Source organism: Kitasatospora sp. NPDC034533 (genome assembly GCF_055575155.1).
In genome coordinates, this window is sequence record NZ_JBVITE010000041.1 from 30,307 (window position 1) to 43,854 (window position 13,548).

Here is a 13,548-nt window from a genome sequence, read left to right on the forward strand (position 1 = left end):
GAAACCCCCCCCCCCCCCCCCCCCCCCCCCCCCCCCCCCCCCCCCCCCCCCCCCCCCCCCCCCCCCCCCCCCCCCCCCGCCGCCGTGTCCGGACGCGCCCGGCCCGTGCTGACAGCGGCGTGACAGCGGGCTGTCAGCGCACCGCCGACGCCGACAGGGAGCTGACAGCCGGGGCGGACAACCTGGGGGCATGACAGGAATCGCGACCGCCCGGAACGACCGGGGAACCACCTCCGCGAACGCCGTGGAGGTCCACGGCATCGTGAAGCACTTCGGTGCCACCAAGGCCCTCGACGGGGTCGACCTCACCGTCCGCGAAGGCACCGTCCTCGGCGTCCTGGGCCCCAACGGCGCCGGCAAGACCACCCTGGTGCGCATCCTCTCCACGCTGATCAAGCCGGACGCCGGCACCGCGTACGTCGGCGGCTACGACGTGCTGCGCCAGCCCAAGCAGCTGCGCCGCACCATCGGCCTCACCGGCCAGTACGCCTCCGTCGACGCGCTGCTCTCCGGGTACGAGAACCTCTACCTGATCGGCCGGCTGCTCGACCTCTCCCGACGGGACGCCAAGGCCCGGGCCAACGAGCTGCTGGAGCGCTTCTCGCTCACCGAGGCCGCCAAGCGCACCGCCCAGACCTACTCCGGCGGCATGCGCCGGCGCCTCGACCTGGCCGCCAGCATGATCGGCCGGCCCCGGGTGCTCTACCTGGACGAGCCCACCACCGGTCTGGACCCGCGCACCCGCAACGAGGTCTGGGACGAGGTGCAGCGGATGGTGGCCGAGGGCAGCACCGTGCTGCTGACCACCCAGTACATGGAGGAGGCGGAGCAGCTCGCGAACGAGCTGACCGTCATCGACCGCGGCCGGGTGATCGCCAGTGGCGGCGTCGCCGAGCTCAAGGCCAAGGTCGGCGGCCAGACCCTCCAGGTGCGCCCGGTGGACCCGGCCGAACTGCCGGAGATGGCCCGCTGCCTGCGGGACACCGGCATCGCGGGCGCCACCGTCTCGGCCGACACCGGACTGCTCGCGGTGCCGATCACCGGCGAGGAGCAGCTGACCGCGGTGATCGGGGTGCTGGGCACCCGCGGCTTCGCGATCGCCGGCATCGACACCAAGGTGCCCAGCCTGGACGAGGTCTTCCTCGCCATCACCGGCAAGCCCGCGACCGCCGCGGACGCCGCCCCCGCCACCAGCCTCGCCAAGGAGCCCGTCGCATGACCACCGCCACGCTCGCCCCCGCCCAGGTGGAGGACGGCCGGATCGGCCTGGCCGGCACGCTGCGCCACGTCGGGGCGCTGACCAGGCGCAACCTGATGCGGATCAAGGCCGATCCGGAGTCGATGTTCGACGCCGTGCTGATGCCGATCATCTTCACCGTGCTGTTCGTCTACGTCTTCGGCGGCGCCATGTTCGCCGGGGACCAGGACGCCTACAAGCAGTACATGATCCCCGGCCTGCTCGGGCAGACCGGCATGACGCTGGCGCTGGCCGTCGGCACCGGGCTGAACAGCGACTTCCAGACCGGGGTGATGGACCGCTTCCGCACCCTGCCGATCGGCCGGGCCTCGGTGCTGCTGTCCAAGCTCGCCGCCGAGTCGCTGCGGGCCCTGCTCTCCTCGGCGATCCTGCTGACCTTCGCCTTCCTGCTCGGCTTCGAGCTGAAGACCGGTGTGCTGGAGCTGCTGGCCGCGGTCGGCCTGTCGATGGTGTTCGGCATGTCGATCGTCTGGATCTCGATGCTGCTGGGCATGTCGCTGAAGAGCGCCCAGGCCGTGCAGGGCGTCTCCATGCTGGTCCTGATGCCGCTCCAGTTCGGCAGCTCGATCTTCGCGCCGACCGACACCATGCCGGGCTGGCTCCAGTCCTTCACCAAGGTCAACCCGCTCTCCGCGCTGGCCGACGCCTCCCGGGCGCTGCTCAACGGCCAGGGGGCGGTGGCCCACCCGGTGATGATCGTGCTGATCTGGTCGGCGGCCGCCACCGCGATCTTCGCCCCGCTGGCGGTGGCCCGCTTCCGCAAGCGGGTCTGAGCGAGCGGGGCGCGGAACCGGCCGGCGGCCCGGGACAGGACGCCGGCCGGTGGACGGGCGGCCGGCCGGGTGACCAGGGGACGGGCACCCGGCCGGCCGTTCGAGCCTCGGACCGTTCGAGCGCCTCGGACCGTTCGGGGTTCGGCCGTTCGGGGTTCGGCCGTACAGGGGCGGGCCGATGGGCTCCGGCGGGCTCAGCCGAGCAGCTCGTCCAGCAGCCGCTGGGTCTGCTCCTGCGTCATCCCCTCGCCGGTGCGGTACGCCGCCTCGTACGCCTCGTCGCCCAGCAGCCCCCGCAGCACGGCGGCCGACCGCTCGCGCTCGGCGCGCTCCAGGTACCCGCCCTTCGGGCCGTTCAGCCCGCCGTGCGCGCCGACCAGGACGGCGGCCGTGCGGCCCCGTTCCACGTCGCCGTCCCGCTCGGCGAAGGCGCGCAGCACCCCGGCCGCGGCGGGCACCACCATGATCGTCATCTGCTCGGCGAACCCGGACGCCGCCGTCACCGAGAGCAGCGTCCGCCGTCCCTCGCGGAGCAGGGCGAGCCCCTGGTCCGGATCGCCGGACCGGGCGACGATCCAGCCCCGGGAGGCGGTGATCATCCCGGACACGACGCTCGGCGCGACGCTTCCCGGTCTGCCCCGCTCCAGCAGGTCCAGTTCGGCCAGGGCCCGCGGGTACTCCTCGCGCTGGGCGTACAGGCCGGCCAGTGTCAGCCTGCCGAACAGCACCGCGCCGGACGTGGCGTGGTCGGCGGTCAGCGGCCCGAGGTCCTCGACCGTCTCCCGGATGACCCGCTCCCCGGCGTCCAGGTCCAGTTCCATCAGGGCGCCGCCGAGGTTCACCCGCAGGACCGGCACCTCCTGCAACGCCCCCAGCCGCTCGACCAGTTCGATCGCCCGCCGGTACGCGGCGACCGCCGCCGCGGCCTCGCCCCGGATGGCCAGCGACTCGCCCTGGGCCGACAGCGCCTGGGAGACGCCCCACAGGTTCCCGGCCTGCTCGAACAGCTCCAGGGAGCGCTCGCCGTCCCGGATGCCCTGCTCCCCGCCGCCCGGCCAGTCGTTCATCATCTTGGCCCGGATCTGGAGGATGAAGGCCAGGTCGTTCGCGCTGCCGTGCTCCTCGCAGCCGCGGACCGCGTCCTCCATCAGGTCGATCATCAGCTCCATGTGGCCGGTCAGGAAGGCGCCGAAGACCCGCATGATCGCCGGGAAGCGGTAGGACTGCGGGAGCTCCGGGGTGTAGACGTCCATCAGCCGCTGGGCGGTCTCGACCGCGGCCGGGTCGCCGAGGACCTCCAGGTTCCCCTCGAACATCCCTATCAGCCGGTACATCGTGAGCAGCCGGCGGGCCTCCTCGACCACGCCCTCGGGCATCGGGACGCCGTACTCCAGCACGTCGCGCTCCAGCGGCACCGGCGGCGGGGCGCCGGGCGCGAACGGGTCCCGGCCCAGCGCCGCGACCGCGCCGTACCAGCCGCGGGCCTCCAGGCCGTAGCCGCGCAGCGACCAGTACCAGCTCATGCCGATGGTCAGCACCAGGCCCTGCTGCTCGTCCCCGAGGTCGACCGCCCGGCGCAGCGCGGCCCGGATGTTGTCCTGCTCGCGGTCCAGCACGGCCAGCCAGTGCAGCTGGCGGGGGCCGTGGACGTCCCGGCCGGCGGTGGCGACCATGGCGCGGAAGTGCGCCAGGTGGCGGGCCTCGGTGGCGGCGCGGTCGGCGGCGGACTCGGCGAGGCGCTCGGTCGCGTACTCGTGGATGGTCTCCAGCATCCGGTAGCGCGGCAGGCTGGCCCCGTCCAGGTCGGCGACCAGCAGGGACTTGTCGACCAGCGACAGCAGCAGGTCGGCGACCTCGTCGCCGGCCACCTCGGTGCCGTCGGCGCAGACGGCCTCGGCGTCCTCCAGCTGCCAGCCGCCCGCGAAGACCGACAGCCGGCGCAGCACCGCCCGCTCCCGCTTGCCCAGCAGGTCCCAGCTCCAGTCGACCACCGCGCGCAGGGTCTGCTGGCGCGGCAGCAGGGTGCGGCTGCCCGCCGTGAGCAGCGCGAACCGGCCGTCCAGCCGGTCGGCTATCTGGCGCGCGGTCATCACCCGCAGCCGGGCGGCGGCCAGTTCGATGGCCAGCGGCAGCCCGTCCAGCCGGCGGCAGATCTCGGCGCAGGCCTCCGGGTCGCCCTGAGGGTCGAAGCCGGGGCGGGCGGTGGCGGCGCGCTCGGCGAACAGCCGCAGCGCGACCGGGTCGGGCAGCGGCTCGACCGGCAGGACCGTTTCGCCGGGCACGCCCAGCGGCTCGCGGCTGGTGGCGAGCACGGTCAGCCCGGGGCACTCGGCGAGCAGGACGTCGGTGAGGTCGGCGGCGGCCTGGATCAGGTGCTCGCAGTTGTCCAGGACGAGCAGCATCCGGCGGTGGGCGCAGTGATCGACCAGCCGGCGCACCGGGTCCTCGGCCCGCTTCTCGATCACCTCGGCGACCTTGCTGTTGGTGTGCAGCACGATCTCGCGCAGGCCGAGCGCGGAGACCACGGCGGCGGGCACCGCGTCGGGGCTCTCCAGCGGGGCGAGTTCGGCCACCCAGACGCCGTCCGGCCAGTTCCCGGCGGACTGCTCGGCGCGGCCGGCCTCGGTGGACAGGCTGGTCTTGCCGGAGCCGCCCGGGCCGGTGAGCGTCACCAGCCGACGGTCCGTCAGCATCCTTCGCAGGGTGGCGAGTTCGTCCTCGCGGCCGACGAAGCTGGTCAGTCGGCCGCGTACGTTGCCGCCGGGGCGCGGGGGCGGCGGCGCGTCCGGGGCGGGGGCGGGCGTCGGCCCGGGGGCCGCCGTCGCGGCCGGGGGCTCCTGGGTGACCGAGGCCGGCGGGGCGGTCGGGGGAGCCGGGGCGATCGGGGCCGCCGGAGCGAGCAACTCGGCGTACAGGGAGCGCAGTCGGTGGCCCGGGTCGACGCCGAGCTCCTCGGCCAGCGCGCGCCTGGTCCGCTCGTAGTGGCGCAGCGCCTCGGCCGTCCGGCCGCTCTCGTGCAGCGCCCGGAGCATGAGCAGCTGCAAGGTCTCGTCCAGCGGGTGCCGTTCGCACAGCTCGGTGAGCTCGGCGACCAGCTCGGCGGCCCGGCCGAGGCCGAGTTCGGCGGTGATCCGGTGGCGGCGGGCCTCGTCGCGCTGGGCCTCCAGCCGGGCGGCCGGGCCGGCGCGGTCCGGCAGGTCGGCCAGGGCGGGGCCGCGCCACAGCGCCAGGGCGGCGAGCAGCTTCTCGGCGGCGAGCGGGTGGTCCCCGGCGTCCAGGGCGCGGCGGCCCTCGCCGGCCAGCCGCTGGAAGTCGGCGAGGTCGCCGGACGTGCCGGTCAGCCAGTACCCGGCCGGACCGGAACCGACCTCGTCCCGGCCGATGGTGCGGCGCAGCCGGCCGACCAGGGTCTGGAGCGCTGCGGAGGAGTCCTGCGGGGGGTCGGCCTCCCACACCTCGTCCACCAGCACGTCGGCCGGCACCGGCCGCCCCTGCCGCAGGGCCAGTGCGGTGAGCAGGGCCCGCAGCCGGGCGCCGCCGAGGGGGACCGGGGTGCCGTCGTCGTGGTGGGCCGTCGTCGTCCCGAGGATGCCGTAGTACACCGGACCATTCTGGTCGATCGCCGGAGCAAGGGCCTCACCTTTGTGCCGGGCCCGGATCCGCGCGGAACGCGACGGCGCGCCCGGACGTTCACCGGGAGCGGCTTGTCCGGTCACCGGCCCGCCCGGCATGATCGGTCCCCTGCCCGCCTTCCTCGGACACCCGGAGCTCCCCCGCCATGACCTTCGCCGCCACGCCGCGCTCCCGCAGCGAGGACCGCCGGATCAGCCCGGTGTTCTGGGTGCTCCTCGCCGTCCTCGGCACCTCCGGGTGGGCGCTCTACTCCGGCTACGGCAACATGCGGTTCGGGATCTTCCTCTTCGTGGTGACGGGCTGGATGGTCTCGCTCTGCCTCCACGAGTACGCCCACGCGCGCACCGCGCTGCACGGCGGCGACATCACCGTCGGCGCCAAGGGCTACCTGACCCTCAACCCGCTGAAGTACGCCAACGCGCTGCTCAGCTTCGTGCTGCCGATCGTGTTCGTGCTGCTCGGCGGCATCGGCCTGCCCGGCGGCGCGGTCTGGATCGAGCGGCACCGCATCCAGGGGCGGCTCAAGCACAGCCTGGTCTCGGCGGCCGGTCCGCTGGTGAACCTGGCCGCCGCGGTGCTGATCCTGCTCCCGGTCGGCGCGGGCTGGCTGGACGACCCCCAGGTGCACGTGACCTGGAACGGCTACGAGCTCCAGGTCTCGCCGCTCGCCCTGGCGCTGGGCTTCCTCGGCATGCTGGAGCTGAGCGCGACCCTGCTGAACCTGCTGCCGGTGCCGGGGCTGGACGGCTACGGGATCGTCGAGCCCTGGCTGTCGTACAAGACCCGGCGGGCGGTCGAGCCGTTCGCGCCGTACGGGATGCTCGCGGTGTTCGCGCTGCTCTGGCAGCCCCAGGTGAACGCGCTGTTCTTCGACGCCGTCTACGGCGTGATGGAGCTGCTCGGCGTCGACCGGGCGTACGCCCAGTTCGGCCACGACCTGTTCAGGTTCTGGACGAACTGAGGCCCGGTTCTCGCTCCGGTCAGCCCTGCTGGGCGAGGGCGGCGGCCTCGGCGATCTTCGCCCGGCGGCGGTTCATCCACAGCACGTTGCTGGCCACGCCGGCCAGCGGCAGCCAGATCAGGCCCAGCCAGAAGCCCTGGGTCAGCGAGAAGACGGCGGCGGCCAGCGCGAGGACGACGACGATCAGGGCGAGCACGGACGTGCGGGGCATGGCGGCGGACTCCTAGGACCGGGTACGGACGGCCGGGTTGCGGCCGGGACCCATTGTCGCCGACCTCACCTCCGGAGCGGGGCCAGGGGTGAGGTCGACACGGCGGCCGTTGCGCGGGCGTCGGTTCAGCTTCGGTTCGGGCGCCGGTTCGGGCGCCGGTTCAGACGTCGGTGATCCGCAGGCCAGCGTGGGCCTTGTAGCGGCGGTTGACCGAGATCAGGTTCGCCACCAGCGCCTCCACCTGGTGGGCGTTGCGCAGCCGGCCCGCGAAGATGCCGCGCATCCCGGGGATGCGTGCGGCCAGGCCGCGCACGATGTCGGTGGCCTCCCGGTCGTCGCCGAGCACCATGACGTCGGTGTCGATGGTCTCCACCGACTCGTCCTGGAGCAGCACCGCCGAGAGGTGGTGGAAGGCGGCGGTGACCCGGGAGTCCGGCAGCAGTGCGGCGGCCTGCTCGGCGGCGCTGCCCTCCTCCGGCTTCAGCGCGTAGGCGCCCTTCTTGTCGAAGCCGAGCGGGTTGACGCAGTCCACGACGATCTTGCCGGCGAGGTGCTCGCGCAGCGCGGTCAGGGTCGCGGCGTGGCCGTCCCACGGAACGGCCACGATCACCACGTCGCTCTCCCGGGCGACGGTGGCGTTGTCCGAGCCCCGCACGCCGAGGCCCAGGCCGGCCGCCGAGGCCTCGGCCCGGGCGGCGTCGCGGGAGCCGATGATCACCTGCTGGCCGGCCTTGGCCAGCCGCAGGGCCAGGCCCCGCCCCTGGTCGCCGGTGCCGCCGAGGACACCGACCACCAACTGCGAGACGTCCGGTACCTCATGGGCCGGGTTTGTCGCTGAATCGAGGGAAGTCATGGGGCGATACTGCCAAATCCCCGGCCCGGCGGGACATCCTGGCCCGCATGGACGCGCTGAGAGTTGCGGCACTCCGGGACCGGCTGACCGGAACGGGCTGGCTGGAGGCGGTCGGCGGCTTCGCCGGGGCGTTGCGCCACTCGGTGGAGCGCCGCCGGGCCGGCGACCTGCTGCTGGTCGGCACCGAGGCGTACGAGCCCTGGCACCTGGCCGCCCACCTGGACGACGAGGCCGCCTGGTCGGACATCCCCCGGCTGGCGCCCACCCTGCTGCGCCACCATCCGTCGGCGGACGCCCCGGCCCATCTGACGCACGGTCTGGCACGGCTCACCGAGGCCGGGCGCGGCGCGACCGTACTCGTGGTGGCCCCGGAGGCGGCCGGCGCCCCACTGCTGGAGCGCCTCCACGACGCCCGGCGGCAGGGCGCGACGCTGCTCGCCCTGGACGGGGGCACGGCCGGTGGCCCCGGCGTGGCCGCCGGCCCCGGAGGCTTCGCCGACCTCCGCGACCTCGCGCACGAGCGGCTCGCCGTCGGCACCGGCGAGGAGGAGCCGTTCGACCTCGCCCAGCACCTGGTCAGTCTCGCCGCCGGGCAGCGGACCGGCCGCCGCTCCGTCCGGGACCGGCTCGCCGAACTCGCCGGGCGGCTCTCGGCGCCCACGATCAGCCGCTGGTGAGTCATCAGCCGCTGGTGAGTTCGGCGCCGTCCGCCGCCGGGGCCACCGGCCGGCCCACCGGTGCGACCGGTTCACCGGCCGGTTCACCAACCGGTTCACCGACCGGCCGGAAAACCCTTTGCGGGAGCGGACACCGCCCGTCCAGGATGACCGTTCGTGAACGTCGACGAACCAACGCAACCCCCCGCGCCCGGCCGGACCCGGAGGCTGCTGGGTTCGCTGACGCCCGACCTCTCCCCCTGGCGCGCCTCGCGCGACTTCCGCTACCTGTGGACCTCCGGCTGCATCACCAACTTCGGCGGCTTCCTGACCCTCGTCGCCGTGCCGATGCAGATCAAGGAGCTCACCGGCTCCTCCTTCGCCGTCGGCCTGATCGGCGCCGTGGAGCTCGTACCGCTGATCGTCTTCGGCCTGTGGGGCGGCGCCCTCGCCGACGCCCTGGACCGCCGCAAGCTGGTGCTGCGGTCGGAGGTCGCGCTCGGCCTGCTGGCCGGGGTGCTGCTGCTCAACGCCCTGCTGCCGCACCCGCTGCTGTGGCCGATCTACCTGGTCGCCGCGCTGGTCGCGGCCGCCGACGGCATCCAGCGCCCGGCGCTGGACTCGCTCCTCCCCCGGCTCGTCCCGCACCAGCACCTGACCGCCGCGTTCGCCCTCAAGTCGCTGTACCACAACGCCGCTTCGGTGGCCGGTCCGGCGCTGGCCGGTGTGGTGGTGGCCTTCGCCGGGGTGCAGACCGCGTACGCGCTGGACGCCCTCACCTTCGTCGTCTCGCTGCTGCTGCTCGTCCGGATCAGGGCGGTGCCGCCGCCGACCGCGGCCGAACGGCCTTCGATCCGGGCGGTGTTGACGGGTGTCCGCTACGCGTGGAGCCGCAAGGACCTGCTCGGCACCTACGCGATCGACATGTGCGCCATGCTGTTCGCCTACCCGGTGGCCGTCTTCCCGTTCCTGGCCTCGGAGTTGGGGGCGGACTGGGCGCTCGGCCCGATGTACGCGGCCTCGGCCCTGGGCGCCCTGGTGGTCGGCGCGACCAGCGGCTGGACCTCCCGCGTCCACCGGCACGGGCGGCTGCTGGTGGTCGCCGCCGTCGCCTGGGGCGCGTCGATGGCCCTCGCCGGACTGACCGAGCACATCTGGGTGGTGCTGCTCGGCCTGGCGCTGGCCGGCGGCGCCGACGAGATCAGCGGGCTCGCCCGCTCGACCATGTGGAACCAGTCCATCCCGGACGAGGTCCGCGGCCGGATGGCCGGGGTCGAACTGCTCAGCTACTCCGTCGGCCCCCAGCTCGGCCAGGTCCGGGCGGGCACCATGGCCGGAGTGGTCGGTGTGCGCGCCGCGGTCTGGGCCGGCGGCGCCGCCTGCGTGGTCGCCGTCCTCGCCGTCGCCGCCGCCCTGCCGAAGCTCCTCGCCTACGACGACCGCACCGACCCGCACGCCGCCGCCGTCCGCGCCGAACACGAACGCGCCGCCCAGGCGACCGCCCCGGCCGCCTGACGCCCCACCGACCGGGGCGCTACTCGGTGCCGCCGTCCTTCGGCTGGTCGCTCCAGCGCGGGTCGTTGCGCCACTCCCGGTTGCGCTCGTCCGCGATCCGCAGGGCCTGGGCGGCCTCCTCGGGGGTGGCGTACGGGCCCAGGCGGTCCTTCGCCGGGCACTCCGGGCCCTCCTCCACCTTGCTGTGCTTGATGCAGTAGAACCACTCACCGGGCTTTCCGGTCGGCTTGCGGTCGAATCCGAAGGGCATGGCGCTCTCCCGTTCCGAAGGATGGGTCGGTACCGATCATTCCCCGCCCGCCCCCTGGTCGCACACCGCCCCGGGGCGGCGGGGACCGGCGACTAGACTCGCCGCATGGCTCTCGTACCCGGCATCCAGTCCCCCACCCGCAAGGTCCCGGCGCACATCGCGCGCCCCGAGTACGTCGGCAAGCCCGCGCCGACGCCGTACACCGGGCCCGAGGTGCAGACCGCCGAGACGATCGAGAAGATGCGGATCGCCGGCGGGATCGCCGCCCGGGCGATGGAGGAGGCGGCCAAGCTGATCGCCCCCGGCGTCACCACCGACGCCCTGGACGCCGTCGCCCACGAGTACATGTGCGACCACGGCGCCTACCCGTCCGACCTCGGCTACCGTGGCTTCCCCAAGTCCGTCTGCACCTCGATCAACGAGGTGATCTGCCACGGCATCCCGGACTCGACCGTGCTCCAGGACGGCGACATCGTCAACATCGACGCCACCGCCTACATCCACGGGGTGCACGGCGACCTCAACGCCACCTACCTGGTCGGCGACGTGGACGAGGAGTCCCGGCTGCTGGTCGAGCGCACCCGGGAAGCCCTCAACCGGGCGATCAAGGCGGTCAAGCCCGGCCGTCAGATCAACGTCATCGGGCGGGTCATCGAGTCCTACGCCAAGCGCTTCGACTACGGCGTGGTGCGGGACTTCACCGGGCACGGCATCAACACGTCGTTCCACTCCGGCCTGATCATCCCGCACTACGACAGCGAGCGGGCCACCGAGGTGATCAAGCCGGGCATGACCTTCACCATCGAGCCGATGCTCACCCTGGGCACCTACGACTACGAGATCTGGCCGGACGGCTGGACGGTCGTCACCAAGGACCGCAAGCGCACCGCCCAGTTCGAGCACACCCTGGTGGTCACGGCGGACGGCGCGGAGATCCTCACCCTGCCGTGACGGCGCGGCGCCGCGAGGGCGTCGCGCGCCCGGGTGCCGTCAGCCGATCAGCCACTGCTCCTCGGCGACGGCACCCACCTCGGTGCAGGCGTCGGTGAGCACGTCCAGGACGCGCAGCGGGTCCGGCAGCGGCTGCTCGGGCCCGCGCAGCCACCGCACCCGGGAGCCGTCCGGCAGCGCGGCCGGCGGCAGCAGGGTGTACGAGCCGCGGCAGTGCCAGCGCAGGCCGGGGTGCTCGGACATGGTGTCCGGCGTGGAGTCGAGCGCGCTGGGCCACCACTCGTCCTCGTCCTGCGGGGTGCCGCGGGTGGCGGTGAAGAACAGGTAGCGGTCCTCGCCGACGGCGGCGACCGGGCCCTCGACGCCCAGCGCCGTCAGCCGCTCCAGCGCCAGCCGTCCGGCCTCCGCCGGGACGTCCAGCACGTCGTGCACCCGGCCGGTGGCGGTGACGAAGTTGGCCTCCGGGTCCCGGGCGAGCCAGCGGGAGAGCTGCTCGGTGTCGGTGGTGGCCTGGGTCTGCCAGGCGAAGGAGACCGGGTGCTGGGCCGGGGCCGGACAGGCCACCCGGTCACAGGAACACCGGTAGCCGGCCGGGTGGGCGGCGGGCGCGAGCGGGAATCCGGCGCGCACCGCGCCGAGCAGCTGATCGAGTCCGGCGGCCGGACCGTCCACGCCCCCCGCCCGCTGACGATCACGCTTCTGCCACCAGGTCGTCCACCTGCTGCCGGCTTCCATCGGGCCCCTTCCGCGCAACTGCCGTGCCTGGTGCGACACAGCGTTCGACGTACCACTCGACGCAACGCACGGCGCCCCCGACTGCTTCCCGGGGTGCTCGGCCCTGACGTCCGCGCCCTGTCGGCCGTGGCCCGGGGTCACCGGACGGCCGACGCCCGGGTCACGGTACGCAGTCGCGGCAGCACGCTGTCCGCGCCAAATCGGCCGGAGGGCACGCGGATTCGCGCCTCGCCCGGCCCGTACGGGCCCGCTGACCCGGGTGGACCCCGAGGGCGTAACAGGAAGGATAAGGGTGCGGAGGGCCTCCGGATGACCGGGGGGCGGTGCCTCTCCGGTCACACTCGCGGCGCCGCCCGCGGGCGCGGAGGCCCGGGCCACCGGCTCCCCGCCCGGGGCCGGTCCCGGGCGCCCCTCGGAGGTGAGACCCTGGGGGGATGAAGAGCGCGGACACCGCATTCGTCGGCGGCCCCCTGGACGGACGGGTCCTCCCCGTCCCGCTGGGCCCGATGCTCGGCGTGCCCAAGAAGTACAAGGTCCCGGTCCCCGCGCACGACGGGGTACCCGCGCGCACACTGGTGTACGTCCGCAGCAAGCAGGTTCGGGGCCTCAGCTGGTTCTGGCGCTACGAGTACGACGAGGCGGCCTCCGGCTGACGGCCGCCCCCTCCGGCGGTTTCCCCGCCCCGCGAACCCGGGAGGTCGGCATGGCGAGGACGGTACGGCCCCGGCGCGGCCGCTCCGGGGCGGTCGCCCACCACAACCGGCAGGTCGCCGGGGTGACGGCGGTCCTGCTCGCGGCGGTCTGCGTCTACACGGTGGTGATCGGCCCGGACGCCTGGCTCTGGTCCGGCTGGGCGGTGCTGCTGCTGGTGTGCCTGGCGCTGTTCGCGGTCCACCCCTGAGCACCGCCGCCCGCGACCGGCCCGGTCAGTCGTCCTCGGCGAGGATCAGGTACAGCTTCTTGCGGGCCTCGGTCAGCACCGCCAGGCCCTTGGTGCGCTGGGCCGGGGTGCCGGTGGCCATGACCTGGCGGATCGCCTGGTCGACGGCGGCGAGCGCCTGCCCGACCTCCTGGACGGCCTCCCAGTCGACCTCCCGGCCGGCCTCCGCCCACGGCTCGGCCGGTCCGGCGTCGGCCTCGGCCCGGCCCGCCTCGGTGAGCGAGACCAGCCGCTTGCCGCCGACCTCCTCCGCGGTGATCAGGCCCTCCTCCTCCAGCAGTTGGAGGTTGGGGTAGATCGACCCCGGGCTGGGCCGCCAGGCCCCGCCGGTCCGCTCGGCGATCTCGGCGATCATCTCGTAGCCGTGCATCGGCCGCTCCTTGAGCAGCGCCAGCAGCGAGGCCCGGACGTCACCGCGCCGGGCCCGCCCGCCGCGCCGCCCGTGCGGACCGCCGCGCCGGCCGCCGTGCCCGCCGAAGCCGTGCCCGTACGGGCCGCCCATCGGCCGGCCGGGGCCGCCACCGCCGAACGGCGGGCCGAACCCGCCGAACGCCTCCCGGCCCTCGGCACCCGCTCCGGGCATCCCCCGGAACTCCGGGCCCGGCCCCGGACCCCGGCGCCGGCCCGCGCCGCGCGGCCCCTCCCAACGGAATCGCCCGTCCTGACGTTCTGAGCGCATCGCGCCCACCTCCTGGAATCCATGAGGTTCGACGAAACAGTCGAGTCACTGTCTCGATAGTTCGACGATATATCGGTGACAGTCGCTCGTCAACGGAATCCGACACGCCGTGAACCGGCGCCGACCCCCGCGC

At 74.3% G+C, this 13,548-nt stretch carries 14 protein-coding genes; 8 read left to right on the forward strand and 6 right to left on the reverse strand.

Annotated features, from left to right (window positions below; all coding sequences use genetic code 11):
- Positions 1-190 precede the first annotated feature (190 nt).
- Both ACZ55U_RS25385 and ACZ55U_RS25390 read left to right on the forward strand, forming a co-directional pair.
- A complete protein-coding gene (locus ACZ55U_RS25385) occupies positions 191-1,219 on the forward strand; it encodes an ATP-binding cassette domain-containing protein (RefSeq protein WP_465529249.1) in 1,029 nt (342 codons plus the stop codon).
- Positions 1,216-2,031 carry an ABC transporter permease gene (locus tag ACZ55U_RS25390; protein WP_465529251.1) on the forward strand — a complete coding sequence of 272 codons (816 nt, stop codon included), beginning with the start codon at positions 1,216-1,218 and terminating at the stop codon, positions 2,029-2,031. The genes ACZ55U_RS25385 and ACZ55U_RS25390 overlap by 4 nt, the downstream gene beginning before the upstream one ends.
- A gap of 194 nt (positions 2,032-2,225) precedes the next feature.
- On the opposite strand, the gene ACZ55U_RS25395 is transcribed toward ACZ55U_RS25390, so the two are convergent.
- Entirely contained in the window at positions 2,226-5,633 is a 3,408-nt protein-coding gene (locus ACZ55U_RS25395; protein ID WP_465529253.1) for an AfsR/SARP family transcriptional regulator, read from the reverse strand.
- A gap of 176 nt (positions 5,634-5,809) precedes the next feature.
- Between ACZ55U_RS25395 and ACZ55U_RS25400 the strand changes: the two genes are divergently transcribed.
- Complete coding sequence (locus tag ACZ55U_RS25400; protein WP_465529255.1) at positions 5,810-6,625, forward strand: site-2 protease family protein; 816 nt, start codon at positions 5,810-5,812, stop codon at positions 6,623-6,625.
- A gap of 19 nt (positions 6,626-6,644) precedes the next feature.
- On the opposite strand, the gene ACZ55U_RS25405 is transcribed toward ACZ55U_RS25400, so the two are convergent.
- Positions 6,645-6,836 carry a hypothetical protein gene (locus ACZ55U_RS25405; RefSeq protein ID WP_465529257.1) on the reverse strand — a complete coding sequence of 64 codons (192 nt, stop codon included), beginning with the start codon at positions 6,834-6,836 and terminating at the stop codon, positions 6,645-6,647.
- 160 nt (positions 6,837-6,996) lie between these two features.
- Positions 6,997-7,689 carry an NADPH-dependent F420 reductase gene (gene npdG, locus ACZ55U_RS25410; RefSeq protein WP_465529259.1) on the reverse strand — a complete coding sequence of 231 codons (693 nt, stop codon included), beginning with the start codon at positions 7,687-7,689 and terminating at the stop codon, positions 6,997-6,999.
- A gap of 47 nt (positions 7,690-7,736) precedes the next feature.
- Between npdG and ACZ55U_RS25415 the strand changes: the two genes are divergently transcribed.
- Positions 7,737-8,366, forward strand: a complete 630-nt coding sequence (locus ACZ55U_RS25415; RefSeq protein WP_465529261.1) for a hypothetical protein — start codon at positions 7,737-7,739, stop codon at positions 8,364-8,366.
- Between the two features lie 156 nt (positions 8,367-8,522).
- Entirely contained in the window at positions 8,523-9,860 is a 1,338-nt protein-coding gene (locus ACZ55U_RS25420) for an MFS transporter (RefSeq protein WP_465529263.1), read from the forward strand.
- A gap of 19 nt (positions 9,861-9,879) precedes the next feature.
- On the opposite strand, the gene ACZ55U_RS25425 is transcribed toward ACZ55U_RS25420, so the two are convergent.
- Positions 9,880-10,110: a hypothetical protein gene (locus ACZ55U_RS25425; protein WP_465529265.1), complete on the reverse strand. Its 231-nt coding sequence runs from the start codon at positions 10,108-10,110 to the stop codon at positions 9,880-9,882.
- Positions 10,111-10,215: 105 nt separating this feature from the next.
- On the opposite strand from ACZ55U_RS25425, the gene map reads away from it, so the two are divergent.
- Positions 10,216-11,061 carry a type I methionyl aminopeptidase gene (gene map / locus ACZ55U_RS25430; RefSeq protein WP_465529267.1) on the forward strand — a complete coding sequence of 282 codons (846 nt, stop codon included), beginning with the start codon at positions 10,216-10,218 and terminating at the stop codon, positions 11,059-11,061.
- Between the two features lie 39 nt (positions 11,062-11,100).
- On the opposite strand, the gene ACZ55U_RS25435 is transcribed toward map, so the two are convergent.
- Positions 11,101-11,796 (reverse strand): bifunctional DNA primase/polymerase, encoded by a 696-nt coding sequence (locus ACZ55U_RS25435; RefSeq protein WP_465529269.1) that lies wholly within the window; start codon positions 11,794-11,796, stop codon positions 11,101-11,103.
- Positions 11,797-12,230: 434 nt separating this feature from the next.
- On the opposite strand from ACZ55U_RS25435, the gene ACZ55U_RS25440 reads away from it, so the two are divergent.
- Both ACZ55U_RS25440 and ACZ55U_RS25445 read left to right on the forward strand, forming a co-directional pair.
- Entirely contained in the window at positions 12,231-12,449 is a 219-nt protein-coding gene (locus ACZ55U_RS25440; protein WP_465529271.1) for a hypothetical protein, read from the forward strand.
- Between the two features lie 50 nt (positions 12,450-12,499).
- Complete coding sequence (locus tag ACZ55U_RS25445; protein WP_465529273.1) at positions 12,500-12,697, forward strand: hypothetical protein; 198 nt, start codon at positions 12,500-12,502, stop codon at positions 12,695-12,697.
- Between the two features lie 25 nt (positions 12,698-12,722).
- On the opposite strand, the gene ACZ55U_RS25450 is transcribed toward ACZ55U_RS25445, so the two are convergent.
- Positions 12,723-13,415: a PadR family transcriptional regulator gene (locus tag ACZ55U_RS25450; RefSeq protein ID WP_465529275.1), complete on the reverse strand. Its 693-nt coding sequence runs from the start codon at positions 13,413-13,415 to the stop codon at positions 12,723-12,725.
- Between the last annotated feature and the right edge of the window lie 133 nt (positions 13,416-13,548).